The organism is Duganella sp. FT27W (genome assembly GCF_009295655.1).
GTDB classification, from domain to species: Bacteria; Pseudomonadota; Gammaproteobacteria; order Burkholderiales; family Burkholderiaceae_D; genus Rugamonas; species Rugamonas zoogloeoides.
Genome location: NZ_WHIV01000005.1, coordinates 497,381 through 520,367, shown reverse-complemented (window position 1 = coordinate 520,367; position 22,987 = coordinate 497,381). Strand labels below are relative to the sequence as shown.

General features: G+C 63.8%; 15 protein-coding genes. 6 read left to right on the top strand and 9 right to left on the bottom strand.

Annotated elements, in window-relative coordinates; translation table 11 throughout:
* Nucleotides 1–5: 5 nt before the first annotated feature.
* The 9 genes from F8197_RS24205 to F8197_RS24165 form a co-directional block, all read right to left on the bottom strand.
* On the bottom strand, nt 6–3,014 hold the full coding sequence (locus F8197_RS24205; RefSeq protein ID WP_152884179.1) for a TonB-dependent receptor: 3,009 nt from the start codon (nt 3,012–3,014) through the stop codon (nt 6–8).
* A gap of 410 nt (nt 3,015–3,424) precedes the next feature.
* Nucleotides 3,425–4,567, bottom strand: coding sequence for a sugar ABC transporter permease (locus F8197_RS24200; protein ID WP_152884177.1), 1,143 nt, complete (start codon nt 4,565–4,567; stop codon nt 3,425–3,427).
* 20 nt (nt 4,568–4,587) lie between these two features.
* On the bottom strand, nt 4,588–6,108 hold the full coding sequence (gene xylG / locus F8197_RS24195) for a D-xylose ABC transporter ATP-binding protein (RefSeq protein WP_152884175.1): 1,521 nt from the start codon (nt 6,106–6,108) through the stop codon (nt 4,588–4,590).
* A gap of 82 nt (nt 6,109–6,190) precedes the next feature.
* A complete protein-coding gene (gene xylF, locus F8197_RS24190; protein ID WP_056137435.1) occupies nt 6,191–7,195 on the bottom strand; it encodes a D-xylose ABC transporter substrate-binding protein in 1,005 nt (334 codons plus the stop codon).
* A 57-nt stretch (nt 7,196–7,252) separates the two neighbouring features.
* On the bottom strand, nt 7,253–9,043 hold the full coding sequence (locus tag F8197_RS24185) for an IlvD/Edd family dehydratase (RefSeq protein ID WP_056138349.1): 1,791 nt from the start codon (nt 9,041–9,043) through the stop codon (nt 7,253–7,255).
* A gap of 49 nt (nt 9,044–9,092) precedes the next feature.
* Nucleotides 9,093–11,048: an SDR family oxidoreductase gene (locus F8197_RS29505; RefSeq protein WP_152884174.1), complete on the bottom strand. Its 1,956-nt coding sequence runs from the start codon at nt 11,046–11,048 to the stop codon at nt 9,093–9,095.
* A gap of 98 nt (nt 11,049–11,146) precedes the next feature.
* The gene (locus F8197_RS24175) at nt 11,147–12,349 is read right to left on the bottom strand and encodes a DNA-binding transcriptional regulator (protein ID WP_152884172.1); all 1,203 of its coding nucleotides are present in this window, start codon (nt 12,347–12,349) and stop codon (nt 11,147–11,149) included.
* Nucleotides 12,350–12,492: 143 nt separating this feature from the next.
* Entirely contained in the window at nt 12,493–15,972 is a 3,480-nt protein-coding gene (locus tag F8197_RS24170) for a GDSL-type esterase/lipase family protein (RefSeq protein ID WP_152884170.1), read from the bottom strand.
* Nucleotides 15,973–16,102: 130 nt separating this feature from the next.
* On the bottom strand, nt 16,103–16,540 hold the full coding sequence (locus F8197_RS24165; protein WP_152884169.1) for a hypothetical protein: 438 nt from the start codon (nt 16,538–16,540) through the stop codon (nt 16,103–16,105).
* Nucleotides 16,541–16,735: 195 nt separating this feature from the next.
* Here F8197_RS24165 and hmpA point away from each other — a divergent pair, with 195 nt between their 5' ends.
* The 6 genes from hmpA (at nt 16,736) to soxR (ending at nt 22,984) form a co-directional block, all read left to right on the top strand.
* Nucleotides 16,736–17,914: an NO-inducible flavohemoprotein gene (gene hmpA, locus F8197_RS24160; RefSeq protein WP_152884167.1), complete on the top strand. Its 1,179-nt coding sequence runs from the start codon at nt 16,736–16,738 to the stop codon at nt 17,912–17,914.
* A gap of 113 nt (nt 17,915–18,027) precedes the next feature.
* Nucleotides 18,028–19,602: a glycoside hydrolase gene (locus tag F8197_RS24155; RefSeq protein WP_152884165.1), complete on the top strand. Its 1,575-nt coding sequence runs from the start codon at nt 18,028–18,030 to the stop codon at nt 19,600–19,602.
* 211 nt (nt 19,603–19,813) lie between these two features.
* Nucleotides 19,814–21,529, top strand: coding sequence for a methyl-accepting chemotaxis protein (locus tag F8197_RS24150; RefSeq protein WP_152884163.1), 1,716 nt, complete (start codon nt 19,814–19,816; stop codon nt 21,527–21,529).
* A 67-nt stretch (nt 21,530–21,596) separates the two neighbouring features.
* The gene (locus F8197_RS24145; protein WP_373996965.1) at nt 21,597–22,097 is read left to right on the top strand and encodes a YeeE/YedE family protein; all 501 of its coding nucleotides are present in this window, start codon (nt 21,597–21,599) and stop codon (nt 22,095–22,097) included.
* Nucleotides 22,098–22,106: 9 nt separating this feature from the next.
* Entirely contained in the window at nt 22,107–22,523 is a 417-nt protein-coding gene (locus F8197_RS24140) for a DUF6691 family protein (protein WP_056137452.1), read from the top strand.
* The gene (gene soxR, locus F8197_RS24135) at nt 22,520–22,984 is read left to right on the top strand and encodes a redox-sensitive transcriptional activator SoxR (RefSeq protein WP_152884159.1); all 465 of its coding nucleotides are present in this window, start codon (nt 22,520–22,522) and stop codon (nt 22,982–22,984) included. Before F8197_RS24140 ends, soxR begins: the two co-directional genes overlap by 4 nt.
* Nucleotides 22,985–22,987: the final 3 nt, after the last annotated feature.

Sequence of the window (22,987 nt, the reverse complement as noted above, 5' to 3'; positions counted from 1 at the left end):
GTTCCTTATTCGAAGTTGTAGCTCAGGCGAGCAGTGTAGCGCGGACCGGAAGCGAACCACGCACGCCCCATCAAGCCGATACTTTGCTGCATCAGGACCTTGTATTTGGAGTCGGTGATGTTCTGTGCCTCGAGGCCGATCTGCATGCGTTCGTTGATCTTGTACGAGATCGATGCATCGGCCTGGCCGTAGTCGTCCGCCCAGGTAGGCAGTCCCCAGGCCAGGGTGCGCTTGCCGAAGGTGGCGCTGTTCGGATTGGAGTCGGTACCGTCGGTACCATTGGTGCCGCTCACGTTGACCGCTTGCAGGCTCTTCGAACGCCAGTTCCATGCCAGGCGCGCCGACCATGGGCCCTTGTCATACATCAGCGCGATGTTGTACGACTGGCGCGACAGATTTTCCAGCGGCAGGTTGCCGAACGTGGTGCCGTTGGTGTCGCAACCGTTCGCGCCCAGGTTCTGGTTGTTGACCAGGCCATCGCTGTTCGAGCAGTACTGCTGGTACACATTGTTGTACAGCGTCCGCTTGCTGTCGACAAAGGTGAAGTTACCCTGCAGGCCCAGGCCCGACCAGGCGCCCGGCAGCTTGTCGAAGTACTGCTGGTAGGCCAGCTCGAAGCCGCGGGCGCGGCCATTGGCGCCGTTGACCGGGCGCGTGGTGGCGAAGTCGCGCAGCGCGCCGCTGGCTTCGCGCAGCTGGAAGTTGTAAGTCTCGTTGACGATGACGTCCTTGAGGTCCTTGTGGAACACCGCCAGCGTCAGCGAACCCACCGGCGAGAAGTACCACTCGGCGGTCAGGTCGAGCTGCTTGGCCGTGATTGGACGCAGGTTCGGATTGCCAAGTGCCTTGCCGGTGTAGGTCACCAGACCGGTGTTGTTGTCGCGGTCCTGGTTCAGCTCCGTGTAGCCTTGCAGCTGCGAGGGATCGGGGCGCGACATTGCCGACGCGAAGGCGAAGCGGAACTGCAGCTTCTCGCTCGCCTTCATGCGCAGGTTCAGGCTGGGCAGCCAGTTGTGGTACGAGTTGCTGAACTCCTGGGCCAGCGCGTACGGTGCGATCACCGGCACACCGGGCGCCTGGTCGATCTTGCCTTTGAAGACGGTGTAGCCGTTGGCGTTGGAATCAGTTTTCACGTAACGCAGGCCGATGTTGCCGTCCACCGGGAAAGCCAGGTCATCGAAGCCGAAGCGCGTTTGCGCGTACAGCGCCTTGGTTTTCTCGCTCTGCTGGTTGATGCCGGCCGGGTCGCCGCCAAAAGTGGCCGGCTGCCAGGCGCTGCACGGTGTGCCGTTTTCCGCGCACAGGATCTGGTGATAGCTGTGCAGTTGCGTATAGCTGCCAGGATAGCCCTGGGTAAGCGACGTGGCCGGGAACACCACGGTCGGCACGGTCATTTTACCGTTGAAGAAATTGCTGAACGCGTGAGTCTGGGTGGCACCGGCAAAGCGCGGATCGCTCAGGTAAGCGAGTGCGCCATCCTTGATCTGCCACGGCTGCATCCAGCTGGCCGACACGGCTTGCCAGTTGTAGCTCGGGTTGGAGTTCTCGTTGATCGAATCGCGGTCAGTCGCGCGCGCGCCGAAGCGGATATCGCGCAGGAACGGATTGTCGAAGTCGTACTTCAGGTCGATCTTGCCGGCCTTGGACTCGGCTTTCGCGCGGTCCAGGTGCTCCATCGTGAAGGCCCAGTAGTAGTTGCTCGGATTGGCCAGGGCGGCGCGGTCGGCGTCATCGAAGATGATGCGCGGCAGGCTGCCCGACAGGTCCAGCTGCTCCTTGCGCATTTTCAGGCCGGTGGCCACGGTTGAATCGACGCTTTCGGTGTGGGCGCGGATTTTCTGCAGGTCGGTGGTAATGGTCCAGCGGTCGTTCGGACGCCAGCGCATATTCCATGCGATGTCGGTGGTGTCGGACTTGCGCCAGGCGGTGCGGGTGTCGTTGTTGAAGTTGATGCCATCGCGCGAACCGGTGCCGGTGTCGCGGTCGTCGCTCAAAGTGCCGCTGATGAACTGGCCGTTGGCGCCGTACACGCCGTTGGTGACCTTGATGTTGTACGGATCGGATGCGGCGAAGATGGCCTGTTCGTCCCAGGTCATCTTATACTTCGATTTGAAGAAGGTCAGGCCGGTCGTGATCTCGCTGTTCGGCTTCCATTGCAGGGCGCCGTATGCGCCTTCGCGGGTGCGGTCGAAGTTGAGCGAACGCCATTGCGCGCCCTTCGGCACCCATACGGTTTTACCATCGAGCACGCGCTGGTAGTACGGCTCGACCTGAATGGCGTCGGTGCGTGTGGCCGATTCCGAGTAGGCCAGGTCCACCAGCGCGCCGATCTCGCCGAACGGGGTTTTCCAACGATTGGAAACCATGCCCGAGTACGACGGCGAGGCTTTGCCCTTGCGCAGGTCGGAATGTGTGGCAGAGCCGGAAATGGCGGCCTTGAAGCCTTTGTAGTCGAACGGCAGCGCGGTACGCAAGTTGATCAGCCCACCGATGGCGCCCTCCACCTGTTCGGCCGACGGGTTCTTGTAGATATCGACGCCGGACATCAGTTCCGGCGGCACATCCTCAAAGCTCAGCGAGCGACCGCCGTTGGCGGAGAACGAATCGCGACCGTTCAGTTCCGAGCGCACGTAGCTGAGGCCACGCACCGAAACACCGGAGCCTTCCACCGAAAAGTGATCGGGATCGCTGCGCGCCATGGCGCGGTCGATGGTCACGCCTGCCACGCGTTGCAGCACCTCGGTTACCGAGCGGTCGGGCAGCTTGCCGATATCGTCGGCGGAGATCGAGTCCACCACCTCGTCGGCGTCCTGCTTGATTTTTTGCGCCGATTGCAGCGCCGCGCGCTGGCCGGTCACGATCACTGAAACAGGTGCGCCTGCTGGCGCGGCCGCCGTGTTGACGGTCGCCTCGTTGCTGGTGTTCTGCTCCTGGGCCTGGGCGGCAGCGCCCAGCATCATCGCCATCTGGGCCAGGCCCATGGCAATGGTGGTCTTTTTAAACGTGTGCTTCATCTGTGCTCTCCAAAGTTATACGGTGTGAACAAGGCTCTGCGGCCTGTTTGCGACTGTTGATTGCTGTGCTGGTGCTAGGCTACGACTGGTGGTTTTGCAGCATTGCTGCGCTTGAAATCGTTTGCAAAGTAGTGCGCAAAGGCGCGGGCGCTGGACAGCGCGGCAGGCTTGATCGTCATTGGGTGTGTCTCGCTCGTCGTTATTTTTTATCGTCTAGTGACTCGGGCTGGGGAATGCCTCGGACCTGACGAATCTATATGAAGATTCTGCAAGTTACGCAATCGTGCGGCAATTGCGAAATTCACCAAGCGCAGGAATGATAATGAGCAAGCGTCGCATACATCCGACAACTGCAATGCAAACGTCCCGCTGTCGCGGGCCGTTTGCTGGTTATTTACCCGATCAATGAACTATCTGCGCGCTGAACGTGTGGCCACGTCCACCCATACCGCCAGCGTCAGAATCGCGCCCTTGACGATCATCTGCCAGTAGCTGTCCACGTCCAGCATCGACATGCCGTTATCCAGGCTGGCCATCACCAGCGCGCCGATCAGCGCCCCGTACACGGTGCCGGAGCCGCCGCGCATCGAGGTGCCGCCGATGAAGCAGGCGGCGATTGCATCGAGCTCGCCCGAGGTGCCGGCCGACGGCGAACCGGCGGCCAGGCGCGCGGTGTTGATCAGGCCCGCCAGCGCGCACATCAACCCCATCAAGCCGAAGATCCAGAGCTTGACCGCCTGCACGTTCACACCGGACAGCCGGGTCGCCTCCATATTGCTGCCCACCGCGTAGATGCGGCGGCCGAACACGGTCTGGGTGGCCACGTAGCTGAAGATGCCCAGCAGCGCCAGCAACAGCAGTACCGGCAGCGGAATGCCCTCGTAGCTGTTGAGGGTGCGCACGAACGCGAACAGCACGGCGCCAATCGCGGCCAGGCGCAGCGCGTCCTGCCATACCGGGTGCACCGGCAGGCCATGGCGCGCCAGGCTGGCGCGCTGGCGCAGCGTGAGCACTGCCGCCAGCGCAAACAGCGCGATACCGAGCACCACGCCCATTTGCGGCGACAGGTAGCCCTGCCCCAGGTGCACCAGCGGCTCGGATACCGGCGCCACGGTCGAACCGTCGGTCACACCGAGCACGATGCCGCGATAGGCCAACATGCCGCCCAGCCCCACGATGAATGACGGTATGCCCTTGTAAGCTGTGAGGTAGCCGTTGAACAGGCCCAGTACCAGGCCGCACGCCAGCACCACCGCGATGGTGGCCGGCAGCGGCATGCCGTGCGTGACATCGAGCACCGCAGCGATGCCGCCCAGCAGGCCAAGCAGCGAACCGACCGACAGGTCGATCTCGCCGGCGATGATGACGAACGCCATGCCGCAGGCGACGATGCCGGTCACCGCCATCTGCCGCATCAGGTTCGAGAGATTACGCGGCGAGGTAAAACCGCCCTCGGTCTTCCAGCTGAAGAAGGCCCAGATGATGGCGATCGCGATCAAGAGCGCCAGGATTTTATACTGCGTGAACAGTTGTTTGAGATTGGTGGTTTGCATGGGTTCTTTGTACTCGGGGTTCAATGCGTAAGTGCTGCCGCCAGCACGGTTTCCTGGCTCAGGTTGTCGTTGACGAAATCGCCGCGCAGTTTTCCTTCTCCCATCACCAGCACGCGGTCGGACACGCCGAGCACCTCGGCCAGTTCCGACGACACCATGATGATGGACATGCCCTGCGCTGCCAGCTCCAGCATCAGCTTGTAGATTTCGAACTTGGCGCCCACGTCCACGCCGCGCGTCGGCTCATCGAGGATCAGCACCTTCGGCCGGGTCAGCAGCATCTTGGACAGCACGGCCTTTTGCTGGTTGCCGCCCGAGAGCGACGTGATCGACAGGAACGGGCTGGCCGTCTTCAATCCCAGGCGGGCGATTTCCTCGCTCACCACCGCCAGTTCGGCCTCGCGGTCGATGCGGGTAAAGCGCGCAAAGCGGCCCAGCACCGACAAGGTGATGTTCTGGCCCACGTCCATGTCGCGCACGATGCCGTGATGCTTGCGGTCTTCGGGCACCAGCGCCAGTCCGCAGCGGATCGCCTTCAATGGCGTGCGGCTGTCGATGCGCCGGCCCTCGAGCCACACCTCGGCCTCGCAGCGGCCCGGGTAGGCGCCGAACAGCGCCGTCACCAGCTCGGTGCGGCCCGCGCCCACCAGGCCGGCGATGCCGAGGATCTCGCCCCGGCGCAGCGAGAACGAAACGTTATCGACCTTCCTGCGCTCGGGACGATCAACGTCCCAGCACGTGACGTTGCGCGCTTCGAACACCACCTCGCCCGGCGTGCGTTCGAGCGACGGATACATCTGGCTCATCTCGCGGCCCACCATCTGGGCGATGATCTGGTTGACGTCCATCTTGTCCATCGGCGTGGTGGCGATGTGCTTGCCGTCGCGGATCACCACGATGGTGTCGCAGATCGCTTCCACCTCGTCGAGCTTGTGCGAGATGTACACGCACGCCACGCCCTTGGCTTTCAGGCCGCGCACGATGTCGAGCAATACCGCGATTTCGTTGGCGGTGAGCGACGACGACGGCTCGTCGAGAATCAGCACGCGGGCGTTCTTGTTGAGCGCCTTGGCAATCTCGATCAGCTGCTGGTGGCCGCCGCCGTAGGTCGATACCGGCAGCACCACGTTGACGTCGTTCAGATTGAGTTCCTTGAGCAGCGCTTCGGCGCGCTGGTTCATGGCGGGATAATCCATGCGCCCGCCGGGCAGCGTGATCTCGTTGCCGAGGAAGAGATTTTCAGTGACCGACAGCTCGGGCACCAGCATCAGTTCCTGGTGGATGATGACGATGCCGGCCGCCTCGCTCTCGCGGATCGAGTGCGCTTCGAGCGGCTTACCGTCCATTAAAATCTGGCCGTCCCAGGTGCCATGCGGGTACACGGCGGACAGCACTTTCATCAGCGTCGATTTGCCGGCGCCATTCTCACCGCACAAGCCGATGCACTCGCCCGGCATCAGGGTCAGGTCGATGCCGTCGAGCGCGGGGACACCGCCAAATTTTTTGGCGATGCCCTTCATTTCTAGCAAATAGCCGGACATACAAAGTTCTCGCAGAGGTGGTGATGGGAGGGCATGCGGCGCATGCCCTCCGGGCGCAGGCAGCGCCCTGTCTTGATATGGCTTACTTGGCTGCCAGCTGGGCCTTGGTGTAGAAGCCGTCGGTGACGACGGTATCGACGTTGGCCTTGGTCAGCAGGGTCGGTTCCAGCAGGCGCGTATCGACCTGTTTGAAGCCGTTGTTGATCTTGGCGTTGAAGGCGGGCTTCTCGCCGCGCACCAGCTGGATCGACAGGTTGGCCGCCTCGGTGGCGATCAGCTTCAATGGCTTGTAGACCGTCATGGTCTGGGTGCCGGCGATGACGCGGCGCACGCCGGCCAGATCGGCATCCTGGCCCGACACGGCCACCTTGCCGTCGAGTTTTTGCGAGGCCAGCGCCTGCACTGCGCCGCCGGCGGTGGCATCGTTGGACGCGACCACGGCATCGAGCTTGTTGCCGTTGGCGGTCAGGGCGTTTTCGATGATCGACATCGCCTCGGACGGGCTCCAGTCCTTCACCCACTGCTTGCCGATGACCTTGATGTCGCCCTTGTCGATCAGCGGTTGCAGCACTGCCAGCTGGCCTTCGCGCAGCATCTTGGCGTTGTTGTCGGTAGGGGCGCCGCCCAGCAGGTAGTAATTGCCCTTCGGTTTGACGGCCAGCACACCCTTGGCCTGCAGCTCGCCGACCTTCTTGTTATCGAACGAGATGTAGGCATCGACGTCGGCATTGAGGATCAGGCGATCGTACGACACCACCTTGATCTTGGCCTTTTTCGCTTCGCGGATGGCGTTGTTGAGCACCGTGGCGTTGTACGGCACGATGACCAGCACATCGACACCGCGCGAAATCAGGTTTTCGATCTGGGCGATCTGGCGCTGCTCGCTGGCATCGGCCGATTGCACGAACACCTTGGCGCCCTGCTTCTCGGCGGCGGCGACAAAATAGTCGCGGTCGCGCGCCCAGCGCTCGAGGCGCAGGTCGTCGATCGAGAAGCCGATTTTCGGGTTCTTGGCGTCCGCCATGGCGTTGCCGCCTGCGCACACCAGCATGACCGCGACGGCGGCGGAAGTGAGTAATTTTTTCATTTGCTTTGTCTCCTGTGAGTATTCGGTGAACGCCGGGTCTGCGCCCGGCTGTGGTTCCTAGTGGTTATGGCGCGGCAGGGTGTCGGCCACTGCGCGGTATGGTACCGCCAGTTCCATCACCGCACCATGTTCCATCTGGCCTACCGTGCTGCGGTAAATTTCCTGCCACGGCGTCTGGCTGGCGGGGTAGGCAGGAATCTCGCCTTTCTTGCGTTCTTCCCATTCCGCTGCCGGCACCAGCGCATCGCACTGGCCGGCGTTCAGATCGACGCGGATACGGTCGCCGGTGCGCAGCCATGCCAGGCCGCCGCCCACCGCGCTTTCGGGCGAGGCATTGAGGATCGACGGGCTGTCAGAGGTACCGGACTGGCGGCCGTCGCCCAGCGTCGGCAGCCAGTTGATACCGCGTTTGACCAGCGCATCGGGCGGCTGCATGTTGACCACCTCGGCCGAACCGGGCCAGCCCACCGGGCCGGCGCCACGGATGACCAGGATGCAGTCTTCGTCGATTTCCAAAGCCGGATCGTTGATGCGGGCGTGGTAGTCGCCGGAACCGTCGAACACGATGGCGCGACATTCGAAAACGTTTTCTCGACCAGGCTCGCTAAGATACCGCGCGCGGAAGGCCTCCGAAATCACCGACGTTTTCATGATGGCGAAGTCGAACAAGTTGCCCTTCAAAACGAAGAAGCCGGCGTCGGCTTTCAGTGGTGCCGCAAACGGGTAGATCACTTCGCGATCGACGGTTTCGCGCCCCGCCAGGTTTTCGCGCATGGTGCGGCCGGTGACGGTGGCGCGGTCCGAGCGCAGCATGCCCTGCTGCTCCAGTTCCCACATCACGGCCGGCACGCCGCCGGCGCGGTGGAAACGCTCGCCGAGGAATTTACCGGCCGGCTGCATATTGAGCAGCAGCGGCACGGCATGGCCGTATTCCATCCAGTCGCTCGATTTGAGTTCCACACCGGCGTGGCGCGCCATGGCCACGATGTGCTGCTGGGCGTTGGTGGAGCCGCCAATCGCTGCGTTGGTGACGATGGCGTCGAGGAAGGCGTCGCGCGTAAGGATGCTCGATGGCTTGATGTCGCGTTTGGCCATCTCCACGATGCGGCGACCGGTCTCGTAGGCCATCTGGCCCCGCTCGCGGTACGGCGCGGGAATGGCCGAACAGCCGGTGAGCGACATGCCCAGCGCTTCGGCAATCGCGTTCATGGTCGATGCCGTGCCCATGGTGTTGCAGTGCCCTGCCGACGGCGCCGAAGCGGCCGCGATCTGCAGGAATTTTTCGTTGTCGATGGTGCCGGCGGCCAGCTGGCGGCGGCCCTTCCAGATCGCCGCGCCGGAACCGGCCAGCTCGCCCTCGAACCAGCCGTCGAGCATCGGGCCGCCGGACAGCACGATGGCGGGGATATCGACGGTCGATGCGGCCATCACCTGCGCCGGCGTGGTCTTGTCGCAGCCGGTGGTGAGCACCACGGCGTCGATCGGGTAGCCGTGCAAAATCTCGACCAGGCCGAGATAGGCCAGGTTGCGGTCGATGGCGGCGGTGGGCCGGCGGCAGTTCTCGAAAATCGGGTGCAGCGGGAACTCCATGGCGATGCCGCCCGCGTCGCGGATGCCGTCGCGCACGCGCTTGGCCAGCTCCAGGTGGATGCGGTTGCACGGGCTGATGTCGCTGCCGCTCTGGGCGATGCCGATGATCGGGCGGCCCGAGCGCAGCTCTTCCGGCGTGATCCCGTAGTTCATGAAGCGCTCGAGGTACAGCGCGGTCATGTCGATGTGGTCGGGATTGTCGAACCAGTCCTGCGAGCGGTAGCGGCGCGGCGCTTCGCCGACGACGCGCTTGCTCATGTCGTTCACCTCGCTGAGGTCATTGCTCATTTTGTCGTGGCTCATCGCGTTACGCTCCGTACCAGCCGGCATCGACATAGTAATCTCGGCCGCTGCAACGGCGGGCGCTGTCGGATGCGAGGAACAGCGCCAGCGCCGCCACGTCGTCGACCTCCACGCGTGCTTTGAGGCATTGACCGGCCAGGATACGCTGTTCCTCTTCCGGCGTGTGCCACAGCGCTTCCTGGCGCGGCGTGCGCACGCCGCCGGGCACGATGCAGTTGACGCGCACATTGTGCGGTCCCAGGTCGCGGGCCAGGCCGCGCGTCATGCCTTCGATGGCTGCCTTGGCGGTCATGTACAGGGTCAGGTCCGGCAGCGCCAGGTGCCACGAGATCGAACCGAAGTTCAGGATCACGCCATCGCCTTGCGCCTGCATGGCGGGCGCCACGGCCTGGGCGCAGAAGTACTGGTGGCGCAGGTTGACGGCCATGCGGTTTTCCCAGTACTGCGGGGTGACCTCGGCCAGCGAGTGGCGGTCGTCGTTGGCGGCGTTGTTGATCAGGACATCGACCGGGCCGATGGCGGCAAACACTTTCGCCACCGTCTCCAGGTTGGTCAGGTCGCATGGCAGGTACACCGGCGGCACGGCCAGGCCGGCCAGATTGGCTTCCAGTGCGCGCGAATCGGCATCGGCGATGTCGAGGAAGTGCACGCGCGCCCCCTGGCGGGCAAACGCTTCCACCATGCCGGCGCCGATGCCGCTGCCGCCACCGGTGACGACCACGCGCTTGCCGGCCAGGCTAGGGTAAACCGGCTGCTCGAACGTGGTGCCCGATTTCGGTTGCGCGGCGCTCGGCGCGGCAACAGCCGTGCCGCGAGTCTGGTTGAGCAGCGCGCGGGTGCCGTATGTCCACGGCGTGATCTGGTCGCTGCGCTGCACGGTGTTGACCAGCGCGCCCAGCGACGGCGTGGCGATGGTGACGCGGTCGCCCAGGTGGTGCGTAAAGCCGCCGCCGGCCGCATCGCGGTCCTTGATCGGCGAGAACATCGTCCCCAGGAACAGCATGAAGCCGTCCGGGTACTGGTGGTGCGGGCCGCAGGTCTGGGCGACCAGGTCGAGCGGATCGCGGCTGATTTCGCGCATGCGGCTGCTGCCTTCCAGGCGGAAGTCGTCGTCATGGCCTTCGATCAGCATGCGCACTTCGGCGTTGCGCACGGTGTCGATGGTGAAGTGTTCGTCGAACAGGCGGATGAACGGGCCGATCGCGCACGAGCCGTTGTTGTCCTTGGCCTTGCCCAGCAACAGGGCGCTGCGGCCTTCGATGTCGCGCAGGTTGACGTCGTTGCCCAGCGTGGCGCCGCGCACCTGGGCGCGGCTGTTGACGGCCAGGACGATTTCCGGCTCGGGGTTGTTCCATTTCGAATCCGGGTGCAGACCGACGTCGGCGCCGCTGGCGACGGACGCCATCGGCTGCGACTTGGAAAAGACTTCGGCGTCATTGCCGATGCCTACTTCCATGTACTGCGACCAGATACCGCGCGCGATCAGGCTTTCCTTGAGCTTTTGCGCTTCGTCCGAACCGGGACGGATCGCCGACAGGTCGGAGCCGATGATGGTCTGGATCTCGGCGCGCAGCTCGGCGGCGCGGGCGGGAACGCCCTTGGCCTGTTCTTCGATCACGCGTTCCAGCAGGCTGACGGCAAACGTCACACCGCAGGCTTTGACGGCCTGCAGGTCGCAGGGCGCCAGCAGTTGCGGGCCGTTGTTACCGGCGTTGCGGTCGATTGCACGAGCGAGCAGTTGCTGCACCGGGCCGAGCGACGGGCCGGGTGCGCTGCGCGCGATGTCGAGGGCGTCGTCGCGCTCGAGCAGGTCCGACATGGTGTGGGCATGGCCGGAGATGTCGAACACCTCGCCATTGCGTACCGCGACCACGCAGGGGCCATCATGACACCAGACACGGCCTACCATCACTGCGCGGCTCAAGTCGTCCGGCAGCATTGCATTGATATTATTTTCCAAGGTCTCTCTCTCTCCAGGCATGCAGGCAAACTGCGAGAGGATTTTGACCCGATTCCCCGGGGGCGGCAATTATGAAACTCACCAAGCGCGGTCATGATTTACGCGCAGGCCTGCTCCTGGCCTGCCCTGGCCTGATCCTTGGCCTGATCTTGATACGCGCGCGGCGTACACCCGAGCTCCCGCTTGAATACCGCGTGCATATACTGCACCGACGTGAAGCCGCAACTGAGCGCCACGTCCGAGATCGACCGGTCGCCCCGGGCCAGCATCTCGGTGGCCGCGTCGAGCTTGAAGCGCAGGATCACGTCGTGCACGCTGCAATCGAGCTCCTGGCGGAAGTACGATTCCAGCGACGAGCGCGAAATGCCCACGTATTCGGCCACCTGGTGGGTCTTGATGCCCTGGCACGCATACTGGCGGATGAAGTGCCGCGCGCGCATTACGTGCGGGTGCTTGGGCGCTTCGTGGCGGGTGGAGGTCTGGATATTGATGCCGATTGGCGGCACCAGCACGCGCGTGCCCTGCAGGCGCGCGCCGTGCAGCATCTGGTCGAGCAGTTGGGCGGCGGTGCGCCCCATCTCCTGCGCGCCCTGGATCACGGAACTCAGGGGTATGCGGGTGAGCATGCGCGCCAGCGGGTCGTTGTCGATGCCGATCAGCGCCACCTGCTCCGGCACTTCGATGCCGGCGATGATACAGGCCTGCATCAGCTGGCGCGCGCGGGCGTCGGTCACGGCGATGATGCCGACCGGCTTGGGCAGGCTGTGCAGCCACTGGATCTGCTGCTCCACTGCCTCGTCCCAGGCGGCGGCGCTGGTGCCCAGGCCGCGATAGACCTGTGCTTCCATCTTGTCTTCGGCCATCAGGGTGCGGAACGCCTTTTCGCGCTCCTGCGCCCAGCGGTTTTCCTGCGCCTCCGGCAGGCTGAACATGGCGAAATTGCGCAGGCCCGCTTCGATCAGGTGGTCGCGCGCCAGTTTGATCAGTTTGAAGTTATCGGTGGCCACGTAGGGTACGCGGCTGTCGGGATAGCTACTGTCGTCGGCGTACGAGCCGCCCACGGCCACGACCGGGATGCGGCTGCGCGACAGGGCCGCTGCCACGGCAGGGTCGTCGAAGTCGGCGATGATGCCGTCGCCGTGCCAGCTCTCGAGGCCGGACAGGCGCAGGCGAAAGTCCTCTTCCAGAAACAAATCCCAGGCGGCACGGGTGCTGCCCAGGTATGCGGCCACGCCAGCGATGATCTCGCGGTCGAAAATCTTGTTTGCGTTAAATAACAGTGCGATACGATGAGACTTCATCTGCATCTTCAACCACCTCTATCGGGACGACACAATCCAGCACGCCAGATTTTTGGCGCGACGGGTATTGTGACATGGTTCCGTCACGAACTGAGGAATTCAGGCGAAATCTTGTTACTTTGTACAAACGCCTGTTGCAGGGATCAGTTGACTGGCGGTTTTTCTCCCTTGCTGTCAGCAGGCCGGCCAAAAACGATGCCGCGGCCGGCGGTGCTCATGTACACCACGCCGAAGGTATTGGCGTCGCCCACGACGAACTGGGCGTCGCCCGGGCCGCCGTATTGGTGCTGGTCGTCGTTGATGCGCAGCCATGTCGTGCCGGTGTCGGTCGAGCGGAACACGCCGCGCACGCCACCTACCGTGCCCCAGATGTACACGGCGGGATAGTTGGCGCCCGGCGCCGCCTTGCCGAAGCCGACTGCGGCCGCGTAAGTGATGCTGGGCAGGCTGGCGAACGTGGCGCCGGCATCAGTCGAACGGGCCAGGCCACCGTCGTACAGCGGCACCCACACGTCGCCCGAACGCGCCGGCGCGGCGCGCACCACCGCGCGCGGCGGTGCCGCCGACGCCAGCGTGGCGACCGGCGCAAAGGTAGCGCCACCGTCGCGGCTGATCAGGAAGTTCGTGCCCTTCACCGCGTAGAACCGGCTGGCGTCCACAGGATCGGCCACCGGTCGCGCGCCGCTCAATCCTGCCGCCTGCGACCAGCTGTCGCCACCATCGCGGCTGTAGTAGCTGGTCGCGGATTTTTCCGGGCTGTGGACGATGGTGGCGCCATCGGCGCTCAGCGCCAGTTGTCCCTTCTCGCCATGCAGTTTCGCGGTTTTTTTCCAGGTCACGCCCATGTCGCGCGAGACGTACATGGCGCTGCCCACGCGCGCCACCACGTTGGGATTTTGCGCGGCAAAGTCCAGTCCCCAGGTGGTGCCCATGCTGGGCGTGTGGATCGGCGAGTACTGCGTAACGTCGCTGTGGCGGAAACCGTCGTAGTCGCCGATGGCCGAAATCACCGGCCCGCCAGGGATGCTGACCAGATTGAGCGGTACGGATTCCTCGATACCGTCGTCATCGAACTTCCAGATCGCCGGCGCAGCGTGGATGTCGGTGGACTTGAACAGGCCATTGCCCGAGACGACCATCACCGCGCGCGGATCGAACGGATCAAACTCGATGCTGGCGGCCCAGTGCATGAAACTGCCGCCGATCCAGCTGACGCCGTTCGGATCGATTTTCACGCCCTGATCGACGATGCTCTGCCAGCTTTTTCCGCCATCCTGCGTCTCGAAGAACTGGTCGCCCATGCGGCCCTTGGAGTAGCGGTAGTAATTGATGGTGGAGACGATCATGCGCTGCGGGTTGGCCGGATCGACGGTGATGCCGGCGTAGGCGCGGTTGAGCGGCGGCGAGATGTCGCGCCAGGTGCCGGCGGCGATATCGTAACGCCACACGCCGCCCTCCTCCAGGCCTTCGCCGTTGGCGACATCGCCCCATGGGCCGGCGCCCCTGGCAAACGTGACCACCAGGCCGCCGTCCGCCAGCACCGCGCGGTGCGGCATCAGGTGCGCCGGGCCGCCGGCCATCGGCGTGAAGGTGCGACCGGCGTCGTTGGAAATGTACATGTTCGGACCGTTCTTGCCGAAGCGCGAGACGCCGGCGAACAGGCGCTGCGTCGCGCCGTCTTTTTTGCTGGACGGATCGAGCACCACCAGGCTCACGCCGTTCTTGTTGGGCGGCGTGGTCGTGACGTTCAGGCCCGCCAGGTGCTGCCACGTCAGGCCTTCATCGACGCTCTTGAACATGCCGTTGGCGCGCGTGCCGATATAAAGAATTTTGCCGTTGGCGGGATCGACTTGCAGCTTCTCGCCGTTACCGCGCCCCATGCCGTTGCCGTGGATTTTGAACTGGCTGGTGACGTCGATTTGTGTGAAGGTGTCGCCGTAATCGTCGGACTTGAGGATGGCGCTGGCGCCGCCGTTCAGGTACTCGATGCCGGTGGACAGATAGAGCTTGTTCGGTGACGTCGGATCGGTGGCGATCGACTCCACGCCCAGGATGCCGGTCTCCTTGTCGGACACCCAGTCCATCAACGCGACCCAGCGCCCGTTGGCGGCATTGCGGCGGTAGGCGCCACCGACGTCGGTGCGCAGGTAGATCAGGTCTTTTTGTGTTTTGCTCGAGATGATGCCGGAGATGAAGCCGCTGCCGCCGATGGCGACCGGGCGCCAGGCGTACACGGAGCCGCCGCCCTGATGGCCCAACAGTTTGTCCAGCGTGGGCGCCATCTCCCTGGCCCAGATCTCGTAGCCTTTCTGGTTCGGGTGCAGCAGATCCGGCATGATGTCCTTCGACAGCACGCCGTCCGGCTGTAAAAAAGCGTGGCCGATATCAAGGTAGAACACGTGGCGATTGTCCGCGTACCCGGCAATGATGGCGTTGACCTGTTCATTGAGGCGCCGCTCCGCATCGTCTGCCGTGGCGCCGCGCGGGAAGATCGCCAGCAGCAGGATTTTGGAGTCCGGCAGGCGGCGGCGCAGTTCATCGATATTGCGCTTGATGCCGGCCGCCGTGGTCACCGGATTTTCCTTGCGGTGGCCAGTGTTGTTGGTGCCGAACATGAGCACCGCCACCTTCGGCGCGAGGCCATCGACCTCGCCGTGCTGCAAGCGCCACAGGACGTTTTCGGTGCGGTCGCCGCCGAAGCCCAGCGCCAGCGCATCGAGCGGCTTGTAATACTGCCGGAAGACCGGCGCCCCGCTCTTTTCCCAGCCCTCGGTGATCGAGTCGCCGATGAATACCACCTGCGCCTTTTTGCCCAGCGCAGCAGCTTCCTTGAGCTTTTGTTCGTGGCGGCCGGTCCACCAACTGATGGACCATGATTCGTTGAGTTTATCGGGCGTGACCGATGCAGTGCGGTAGTCGGGACATGCCATGGTCGGCCTGGACTGCCGGATGAAGCGCACATTGGCGATGGACACCTTGCCGGCGCCGGTGGCCTCCAGCGCGAACGGCAGCTTGACGGCGGAAAAGTCGGCGCCATCGCGCACGAAGCAGCTCATTGCATACGACAGCTTTTGCCAACCCTTGCCCTGCGCGGCGCGCGCCGGCACCACGTACGAGACGGCGCGATGGCATTGATCGCCGCAGCCGACCTTGAAAGCCAGGCCGCCGTTGGCCAGTTCATCGACCTTGACGTCCAGCGCCAGCACGCCGCGCTCCACGTATGGCCGCAAGTCGAGCGGCTGGCCGCCATTGACGCGCAACGCGGCGTACCAGGCGTCCTTCCATTGCAGGGCGATTTCCTTGCCGGTGCGGGTGGCGATGACCTGACGCGTGGGCGTGCCGGGCGGCGGCGTGACCGAGGCGGTGGCGCCGGCCAGCACGGCGCTCGATTCGGAATCGGCGACGGTGAGGTGGAAGCCGGCAGGCGGCGCGCCATTGTAGATGGAAAGTTGCGTGGGAGCGGCTGGCAGCGCTGCGGCCTGGGTGGCTGCCAGCGCAGTGCTGAAGCCGGTACCGGATCCGGCGCAGACGAAAGCACATGCCAATGCGGTCGCAAACACAGCGCGCGCGCTGGCATGCGCGTTCGCAAACAAGGCGCGCGCACGGCGGGGGAAATACGTCATCGATTGTCTCGCTTGGGTTTTATTTTGCGTTCATTCTGCAAGCAGCAACTGACTGCCGCAATTGCGAAATTCACCAAGCGGACGAATGATATTGGCCGCACCGCCCATAACGCGCAGCGGCCAGGAGGATTCAGGGATTAATGGAAGCGATGACCAGCACGTCGGACGGATCGTTCCGGCCGTTGGTGGCCAGGGTGAATGCGGCCACGCCGGCCGGTCCTTCACCGTTGCTGCCGGAGAGCAGGTTGAAGTCGCCGGCGCCGCCTTGCGCATCGGGCGTGCCGTAAGCGAGGCCGCCACTGCCGCCGGTCTGGCCGATCAGCGGCTGCGAGAAGTCGAGCGGGAAGCCGGCGTAGAACTGCACCGCGTTGAAATCGTCCTTGCCGAAGGTGCCGTTGCCGGCCCGCGCGCCCTGCACGGTCACGGTCAGGTCCTGGACCTGGGCGATGGGGATTGAGCTGCCCGGCGTGGTGGTCACCAGGTCGGTATCGAGCGTGATGACGGCGGTGGCGCTGCCAAGGCTGCCGGGGGCAGCGGTCCAGGTGGCGGTGAGCGTGCGGATGGCCATGGTATTCCTCTCTTGAGACGCGCCGGGCTGGCGAAGACTTATGAATATAGTATTTCCACCCGGCCTTGTAAATGACAATTCAACCGGACGTGCCCGACACATTCACATCCATTTTAAAGATGTATTTCATTTGCATGTTTAAAGATTTCTCGCTACACTGCTTACATTGCTTAACGACATGAAAAGGCCCGCACCATGCTTAGCCCATCCCAGACCGCCCTGATCACCGCCACCGTGCCGCTGCTCGAAGCCCATGGCGAAACGCTCACCCGCCACTTCTACCAGACGCTGTTTGCCGATTTTCCGCAGGTGCTGCCGCTGTTTAACCAGTCCAACCAGAACGGCGGCACCCAGCAGCGCGCGCTGGCGTCGGCAGTGCTGTGCTACGCCCGCCATATCGAATCGCTGGACAAACTGGGACCGCTGGTGGCCACCATCGTCAACAAGCACGTCTCGCTGCAGATCCTGCCCGAGCACTACCCGCTGGTGGGCGCCTCGCTGCTCAAGGCGATCCGCGAAGTGCTGGGCGCCGAGACCGCGACCGACGCCGTGATCGAGGCCTGGGGCGTCGCCTATGGCCAGTTGGCCGACATCCTGATCGGCGCCGAACGCAGCGCCTACGCCGCGCAGGAGCAGGCCCCCGGCGGCTGGCGCGGCACGCGCGCGTTCCAGGTCGCGCGCAAGGCGGTGGAAAGCGCGGAGATCACCAGCTTCGTGCTGCGGCCCGTGGATGGCCTGCCGGTGATGGACTTCGCGCCCGGCCAGTACATCGGCGTGCGGCTCGACATCGACGGCAAGGAGCACAAGCGCCAGTACTCGCTGTCGGCGGCCAGTAACCTGGAAACGTACCGCATCAGCGTCAAGCGCGAGGCCGGCGGCATCGTGTCCAGTCACCTGCACGATGCGGTCGATACCGGCGCCTTCATCGACCTGTACGCGCCATCGGGCGCCTTTACCTTGCAGGCGGGCGAGCGGCCGGTGGTGTTGATCAGCGGCGGCGTGGGCATCACGCCCACCCTGGCCATGCTGACCGCCGCGCTGCGCGCCAACCGCACCGTGCACTTCATCCACGCCGCCCGCAACGGCCAGGTGCACGCGTTCCGCGAGCATATCGAAACACTGGCCGGCCAGTACCCCAAACTGCATCATCATTTCTGCTATGCGGCGCACGACGGCACCGGTGCGGCGCCGCACGCCACCGGTTACCTCGACCAGGCGCTGCTGGGGCAATGGCTGCCGTCCAACGATGTCGATGCCTACTTCCTCGGACCCACTGCCTTCATGCGCAGCGTGAAAGCCAGCCTGCGTGCGCTGGGCGTGCCGGATGCGCAGGCGCGGTACGAATTCTTCGGCCCGGCCGAGGCGATGCTGTAACCATTTGGCGAATTTCGTAACCGCGAAAACGCATTTTCAGTGTTGCGGCGACCAGGCGTCTCTCTCAGAATGGTGCACCCCATGGACATGGTGCTACCAATGGAGAGAGACAAATGCAAACCAAAAAAATCGCGCAACTGACATTATTGGCCGCCGCCGTCCTGGCGCCGGCATACACCCTCGCGCAGGACCGCGTCATCGACGTCAACGTCAAACAGGTAGCCGGCCCGCTGCCGGCCACCTTCAATTTTGCCGTGGGCGCCGGCCGCGCCAACGAAGGCCTGCGCGCCGACTGGCAGCAGCAGCTTGCCGAGATCAAGCGCGACGCCGGCTTCAAATACATCCGCATGCACGGCCTGCTCACCGACGACATGGGCGTGTATCGTATCGATGCGCAGGGCAAGGAGCATTACAACTTCCAGTACATCGACGCGCTGTACGACTACCTGCTGAGCATCAAAGTCAAACCGTTCGTGGAACTGGGCTTCATGCCGTCGCAAATGGCCAGCGGCGACAAGACCATTTTCTGGTGGCGCGGGAACGTCACGCCGCCCAAGAGCTACGAAGCGTGGGAGCGGCTGGTGAAGGCGCTCACCGCGCACTGGACCGAGCGCTATGGCGCCGACGAAGTGGCCAGCTGGTACTTCGAGGTGTGGAATGAGCCTAACCTGGATGGCTTCTGGGCCGGCACCCAGGATGAATACTTCAAACTATATGCGCACGCCGCGCGCGCCATCAAGAGCGTCGATGCACGCTACCGCGTGGGCGGTCCCGCCACCGCCGGCGCCGCGTGGATCCCCGAGACCATCGCCTACGCCGACAAGAACAAGGTGCCGCTCGATTTCGTCAGCACCCACACCTACGGCGTGGGCCAGGGCTTCCTCGACGAATACGGCACCACCGGCACGGTTCTGCTCAAGGACGATGGGGCGATCAGCAACGACGTGCTGCGCAACCGCCAGGAGATCGGCGCGTCCGCCATGCCCAAGCTGGAGCTGCACTACACCGAGTGGAGCTCGTCGTACACGCCGTCCGACCCTTCGCACGACAGCTATCACCAGGCCGCGTACATCCTGCAAAAGCTCAAGCAGGTTGGCACGGCCGCACAGTCGATGTCGTACTGGGTCTTCACCGATATTTTCGAGGAAGCGGGACCGCGCATCGAAGCGTTCCACGGCGGCTTCGGCTTGATGAACACGCAGGGCATCAAGAAGCCCGCGTATTTCGCGTACCAGTTCCTCAATCAGCTGGCGCCGAACGAATTGAAAAACACCGACGCCCGCTCGTACGCCACCACCGACGCCAAAGGCAACGCGCAAGTGCTGCTGTGGGATTACACCCATACCCTGCCGGAGAAGATCAACAACCAGCAGTACTTCGTCCAGGACTTGCCAGCGAGGGACAAGGGCAAGGTGGCGGTGAACGTGGCCGGGCTGAAACCGGGCGCGTACACGCTGACCGTCTCGCAGGTGGGCTACCAGCGCAACGACGCCTATACCGGCTACATTAAAATGGGATCACCCAAACAGCTGACCCGCCCGCAGGTGACAGCACTGAAGGCCATGGCCACCGGCAAACCATCGGAGCAAAAAACCGTGCGGGTGGGCGCCGACGGACGCTTTTCCACCAGCCTGCCGCTGCGCGAGAACGATGTCTATCTGCTCGATTTGCAGCAGGCGAAACGCTAGCGGGCTGGGCACTAGCGTAATAACAACGCCTGACTACCAATAATCAGTATTCATCAACAATATCTTGCCCTGGGACAATTAGTTAAATAAACTCGTCTGCAACCGTTTAACTTATGTTCCAGGCGCCCCGCCCCGCTCCTGATCTGCGAACCTCTCAGTCGTCCCCTCGCCCTCGGGATTCATTCCCACTTGCACCTACGGCGAATAAAACATGAATATCTCGAACTTTAAAATCGGCACCCGGCTTGCTGCCGGCTTCGGCATCGTACTGTTGTTGCTGGTGATGGTCGCCGCGATGGCGATCAGCCGCATCCAGAGCATCAACGCCGCCACCGACACCATGCTGGAAGACCGCTATGTAAAGGTCATGCTGACCAAGTCGATCCAGGATGAAGTCAACGCCCAGGCCAGGTTCATCCGCAACGCAACCATCGGCGCCAATGACACGGCCGAGGTGACGTCATCACTGGCCAAGCTTGAAGATTCGGTTCAAAAGAACACCAAGGCGCTGGAACAATTCAAGGGCATGATCAATAGCGACGAAGGCAGGCGCCTGTTCGACGTATTGACTGAAACACGCGGCGGCTATGCCCAGGCGCGTGAGGCCGCGGTCAAACTGCTGCGCGACGGCCAGGCCGAAGCGGCAGGCCAGTACGTGCTGAAAAATTTGCGCCCACCGCAAAACAAATTCTTCGACGCGCTGAAGACGATGGTGGAGTTCCAGGAAAAACTGATGCAGGAATCGGCCGATGAGGCCCGCAACCACGGCAGCGTCGCCATCAAATCCACGCTGATTCTCTCTGCCATCGCGGCGCTCGCCGCAATCGTCATCGGCGTGATCATCACGCGCTCGATCACCATTCCCGTCAACCGCGCGGTGGACGTGGCTCGCACCGTGGCGGCGGGCGACCTGACCAGCCGCATCACGGTCACGTCCAAAGACGAGATCGGCATGTTGCTGGCCTCGCTGGCGGAAATGAACGACAACCTCAAGAAAATCGTCGGCGAAGTGCGCAACGGTACCGAGGAAATCGCCACGGCCACCACTGAAGTCGCTACCGGCAATATGGACCTGTCCTCGCGCACCGAAGAACAGGCCAGCGCGCTGGAAGAAACCGCGTCGTCGATGGAAGAACTGACCTCCACCGTCAAGCAGAACAGCGAGAACGCGCGCCAGGCCAACCAGCTGGCGCAGTCCGCTGCGGCAGTTGCCGTGCGTGGTGGTGACGTGGTGTCGCAGGTCGTTGCCACCATGGAGTCGATCAACACGTCCGCCAGCAAGATCGTCGATATCATCTCGGTGATCGACGGTATTGCCTTCCAGACCAACATCTTGGCGCTGAATGCAGCGGTGGAAGCGGCGCGCGCCGGTGAACAGGGCCGCGGCTTCGCGGTCGTGGCGTCGGAAGTGCGCAACCTGGCGCAGCGTTCGGCCAGCGCGGCCAAGGAAATCAAGGTGCTGATCGGCGACTCGGTGGAAAAAGTGGAAGCCGGTAACAAGCTGGTGAGCACCGCCGGCACGACCATGGACGAAGTAGTGGCCAGCGTGCACAAGCTCACCAGCATCGTCGGCGAAATCACGACCGCCAGCCGCGAACAGGAAATGGGGATCGAACAGATCAACGAAGCGATCACGTCGATGGACACCGTGACCCAGCAGAACGCCGCGCTGGTGGAAGAAGCAGCAGCGGCCACGTCGGCCCTGCAGGAACAGGCCGGCAAGCTGGCGCAGGCAGTGAGCGTGTTCAAGCTGGACGAGATGGCCTCCGCCGCCACGGCGGCGCCGGTGCGCAAGATGACGCGGCCGGTGGCTGCGCTCAAACCGGCTGTCAAAGCGCCGGTGCGGCAACTGGCCAGCGCACCGAAACCCGCCCCGGCAACCAAATTCTCCAGCCAGGTCAAGGAAGCCGAGTGGGAAGAGTTTTGAGGTAATTGTTCGAGCTGATCGTCGCTTTCGGAAATGCCGCACGGTGCCAGCCGTCGCGGCATTTTTCTTGCCCGGTGCACCTTGCAGGAACCAGCTACAATTTGATCCCTTCGAAAGGTTTCTCATGACGATAGACTGGATCAACTTCGCACCGTGGAGCGCGCTGGCCGGCGGCCTGCTGATCGGCGCCGCCTGCGCCGCACTGATTTTATTCAACGGCAAAATCGCCGGCATCAGCGGCGTGCTGGGCGGCTTGCTCGGTGGCCTCTTCAAGCCGGTGCGCGGCGACATCGGCTGGCGCGCGGCCCTTATTGGCGGGCTGGTTGTCGCACCCGTAATCTATGCATTGGCGGCGCCCCTGCCGGCCGTCACGATAGCCGCAGATAACGTCGTGCTGATCGCAGCCGGCCTGCTGGTGGGCCTGGGCACGCGCTACGGCGCCGGCTGCACCAGCGGCCACGGCGTGTGCGGCCTCTCGCGCCGCTCGCCGCGTTCGATGGTCGCCACCGCCATCTTCATGCTGGCCGGCTTCGTTACCGTATACCTCGTGCGCCACGTGCTGGCCTAGGAGCGCACCATGCAAATATTAATCTCCTTGTTGGTGGGCCTGGTGTTCGGCCTAGGCCTGATCGTCTCCGGCATGACCGACCCGGCGCGGGTACTCGGTTTTCTCGACCTGGCCGGACTGTGGAACCCGTCGCTGGCATTCGTGATGGGCGGCGCCATCGCGGTCGCGTTGCCGGCGTTCGTGGTGGCGGCCAGGCGCCAGCGCACCTTGACCGGCGCGCCACTGCAACTGCCCACCGCCACCCGCATCGACCGCCGCCTGGTACTGGGCGCGCTGGCCTTCGGCGCCGGCTGGGGATTGGCCGGCCTGTGCCCCGGCCCGGCCCTGGCGCTGATTGCCACCGGCAATGGCAAGGTGCTGGTGTTTGTGGCGAGCATGCTGGTGGGGATGGGGATTTTCGAGGTGGTGGAGCGGTGGCGCCGATGAACAGGATCGATCCGGAGAAAACCCAGCTGACCGTCGGCGACGTGGCCAGCCGCAGCGGCGTGGCGGTATCGACCGTGCACTTTTACGAATCCAAGGGGCTGATCAAGGGCTGGCGCACCGAAGGCAACCAGCGCCGCTACGGGCGCAGCGTGCTGCGGCAGATCGCCGTGATCAAGGTGGCGCAACGCACCGGCATCCCGCTCGAGACCATCAGCGCGTACCTCAAAAAACTGCCGCAAGACCGCATCATCAGCGCCAGGGAGTGGCGCAAGCTGGGCGAAGATTTCCGCGCCGAACTCGACGACCGCATCGCCCGCCTGACGCGGCTGCGCGATGAGCTCGATGGTTGTATCGGGTGCGGGTGTTTGTCCACGACCGAGTGCCCGCTACGCAATGGCGGCGATGTGTTGGGTGTGGAGGGGACGGGGGCGGTGTTGTTGGAGCGGTCGTTCGAGGTGTGAGCA

Coding starts and splice junctions, on each gene's coding strand:
- F8197_RS24205 (WP_152884179.1), bottom strand. CDS start 3,014: ATGAAGCACACGTTTAAAAAGACCACCATTGCCATGGGCCTGGCCCAG.
- F8197_RS24175 (WP_152884172.1), bottom strand. CDS start 12,349: ATGAAGTCTCATCGTATCGCACTGTTATTTAACGCAAACAAGATTTTC.
- F8197_RS24150 (WP_152884163.1), top strand. CDS start 19,814: ATGAATATCTCGAACTTTAAAATCGGCACCCGGCTTGCTGCCGGCTTC.
- F8197_RS24200 (WP_152884177.1), bottom strand. CDS start 4,567: ATGCAAACCACCAATCTCAAACAACTGTTCACGCAGTATAAAATCCTG.
- hmpA (WP_152884167.1), top strand. CDS start 16,736: ATGCTTAGCCCATCCCAGACCGCCCTGATCACCGCCACCGTGCCGCTG.
- soxR (WP_152884159.1), top strand. CDS start 22,520: ATGAACAGGATCGATCCGGAGAAAACCCAGCTGACCGTCGGCGACGTG.
- F8197_RS24155 (WP_152884165.1), top strand. CDS start 18,028: ATGCAAACCAAAAAAATCGCGCAACTGACATTATTGGCCGCCGCCGTC.
- F8197_RS24170 (WP_152884170.1), bottom strand. CDS start 15,972: ATGACGTATTTCCCCCGCCGTGCGCGCGCCTTGTTTGCGAACGCGCAT.
- xylF (WP_056137435.1), bottom strand. CDS start 7,195: ATGAAAAAATTACTCACTTCCGCCGCCGTCGCGGTCATGCTGGTGTGC.
- F8197_RS24185 (WP_056138349.1), bottom strand. CDS start 9,043: ATGAGCAAGCGCGTCGTCGGCGAAGCGCCGCGCCGCTACCGCTCGCAG.
- F8197_RS24165 (WP_152884169.1), bottom strand. CDS start 16,540: ATGGCCATCCGCACGCTCACCGCCACCTGGACCGCTGCCCCCGGCAGC.
- F8197_RS24140 (WP_056137452.1), top strand. CDS start 22,107: ATGCAAATATTAATCTCCTTGTTGGTGGGCCTGGTGTTCGGCCTAGGC.
- xylG (WP_152884175.1), bottom strand. CDS start 6,108: ATGTCCGGCTATTTGCTAGAAATGAAGGGCATCGCCAAAAAATTTGGC.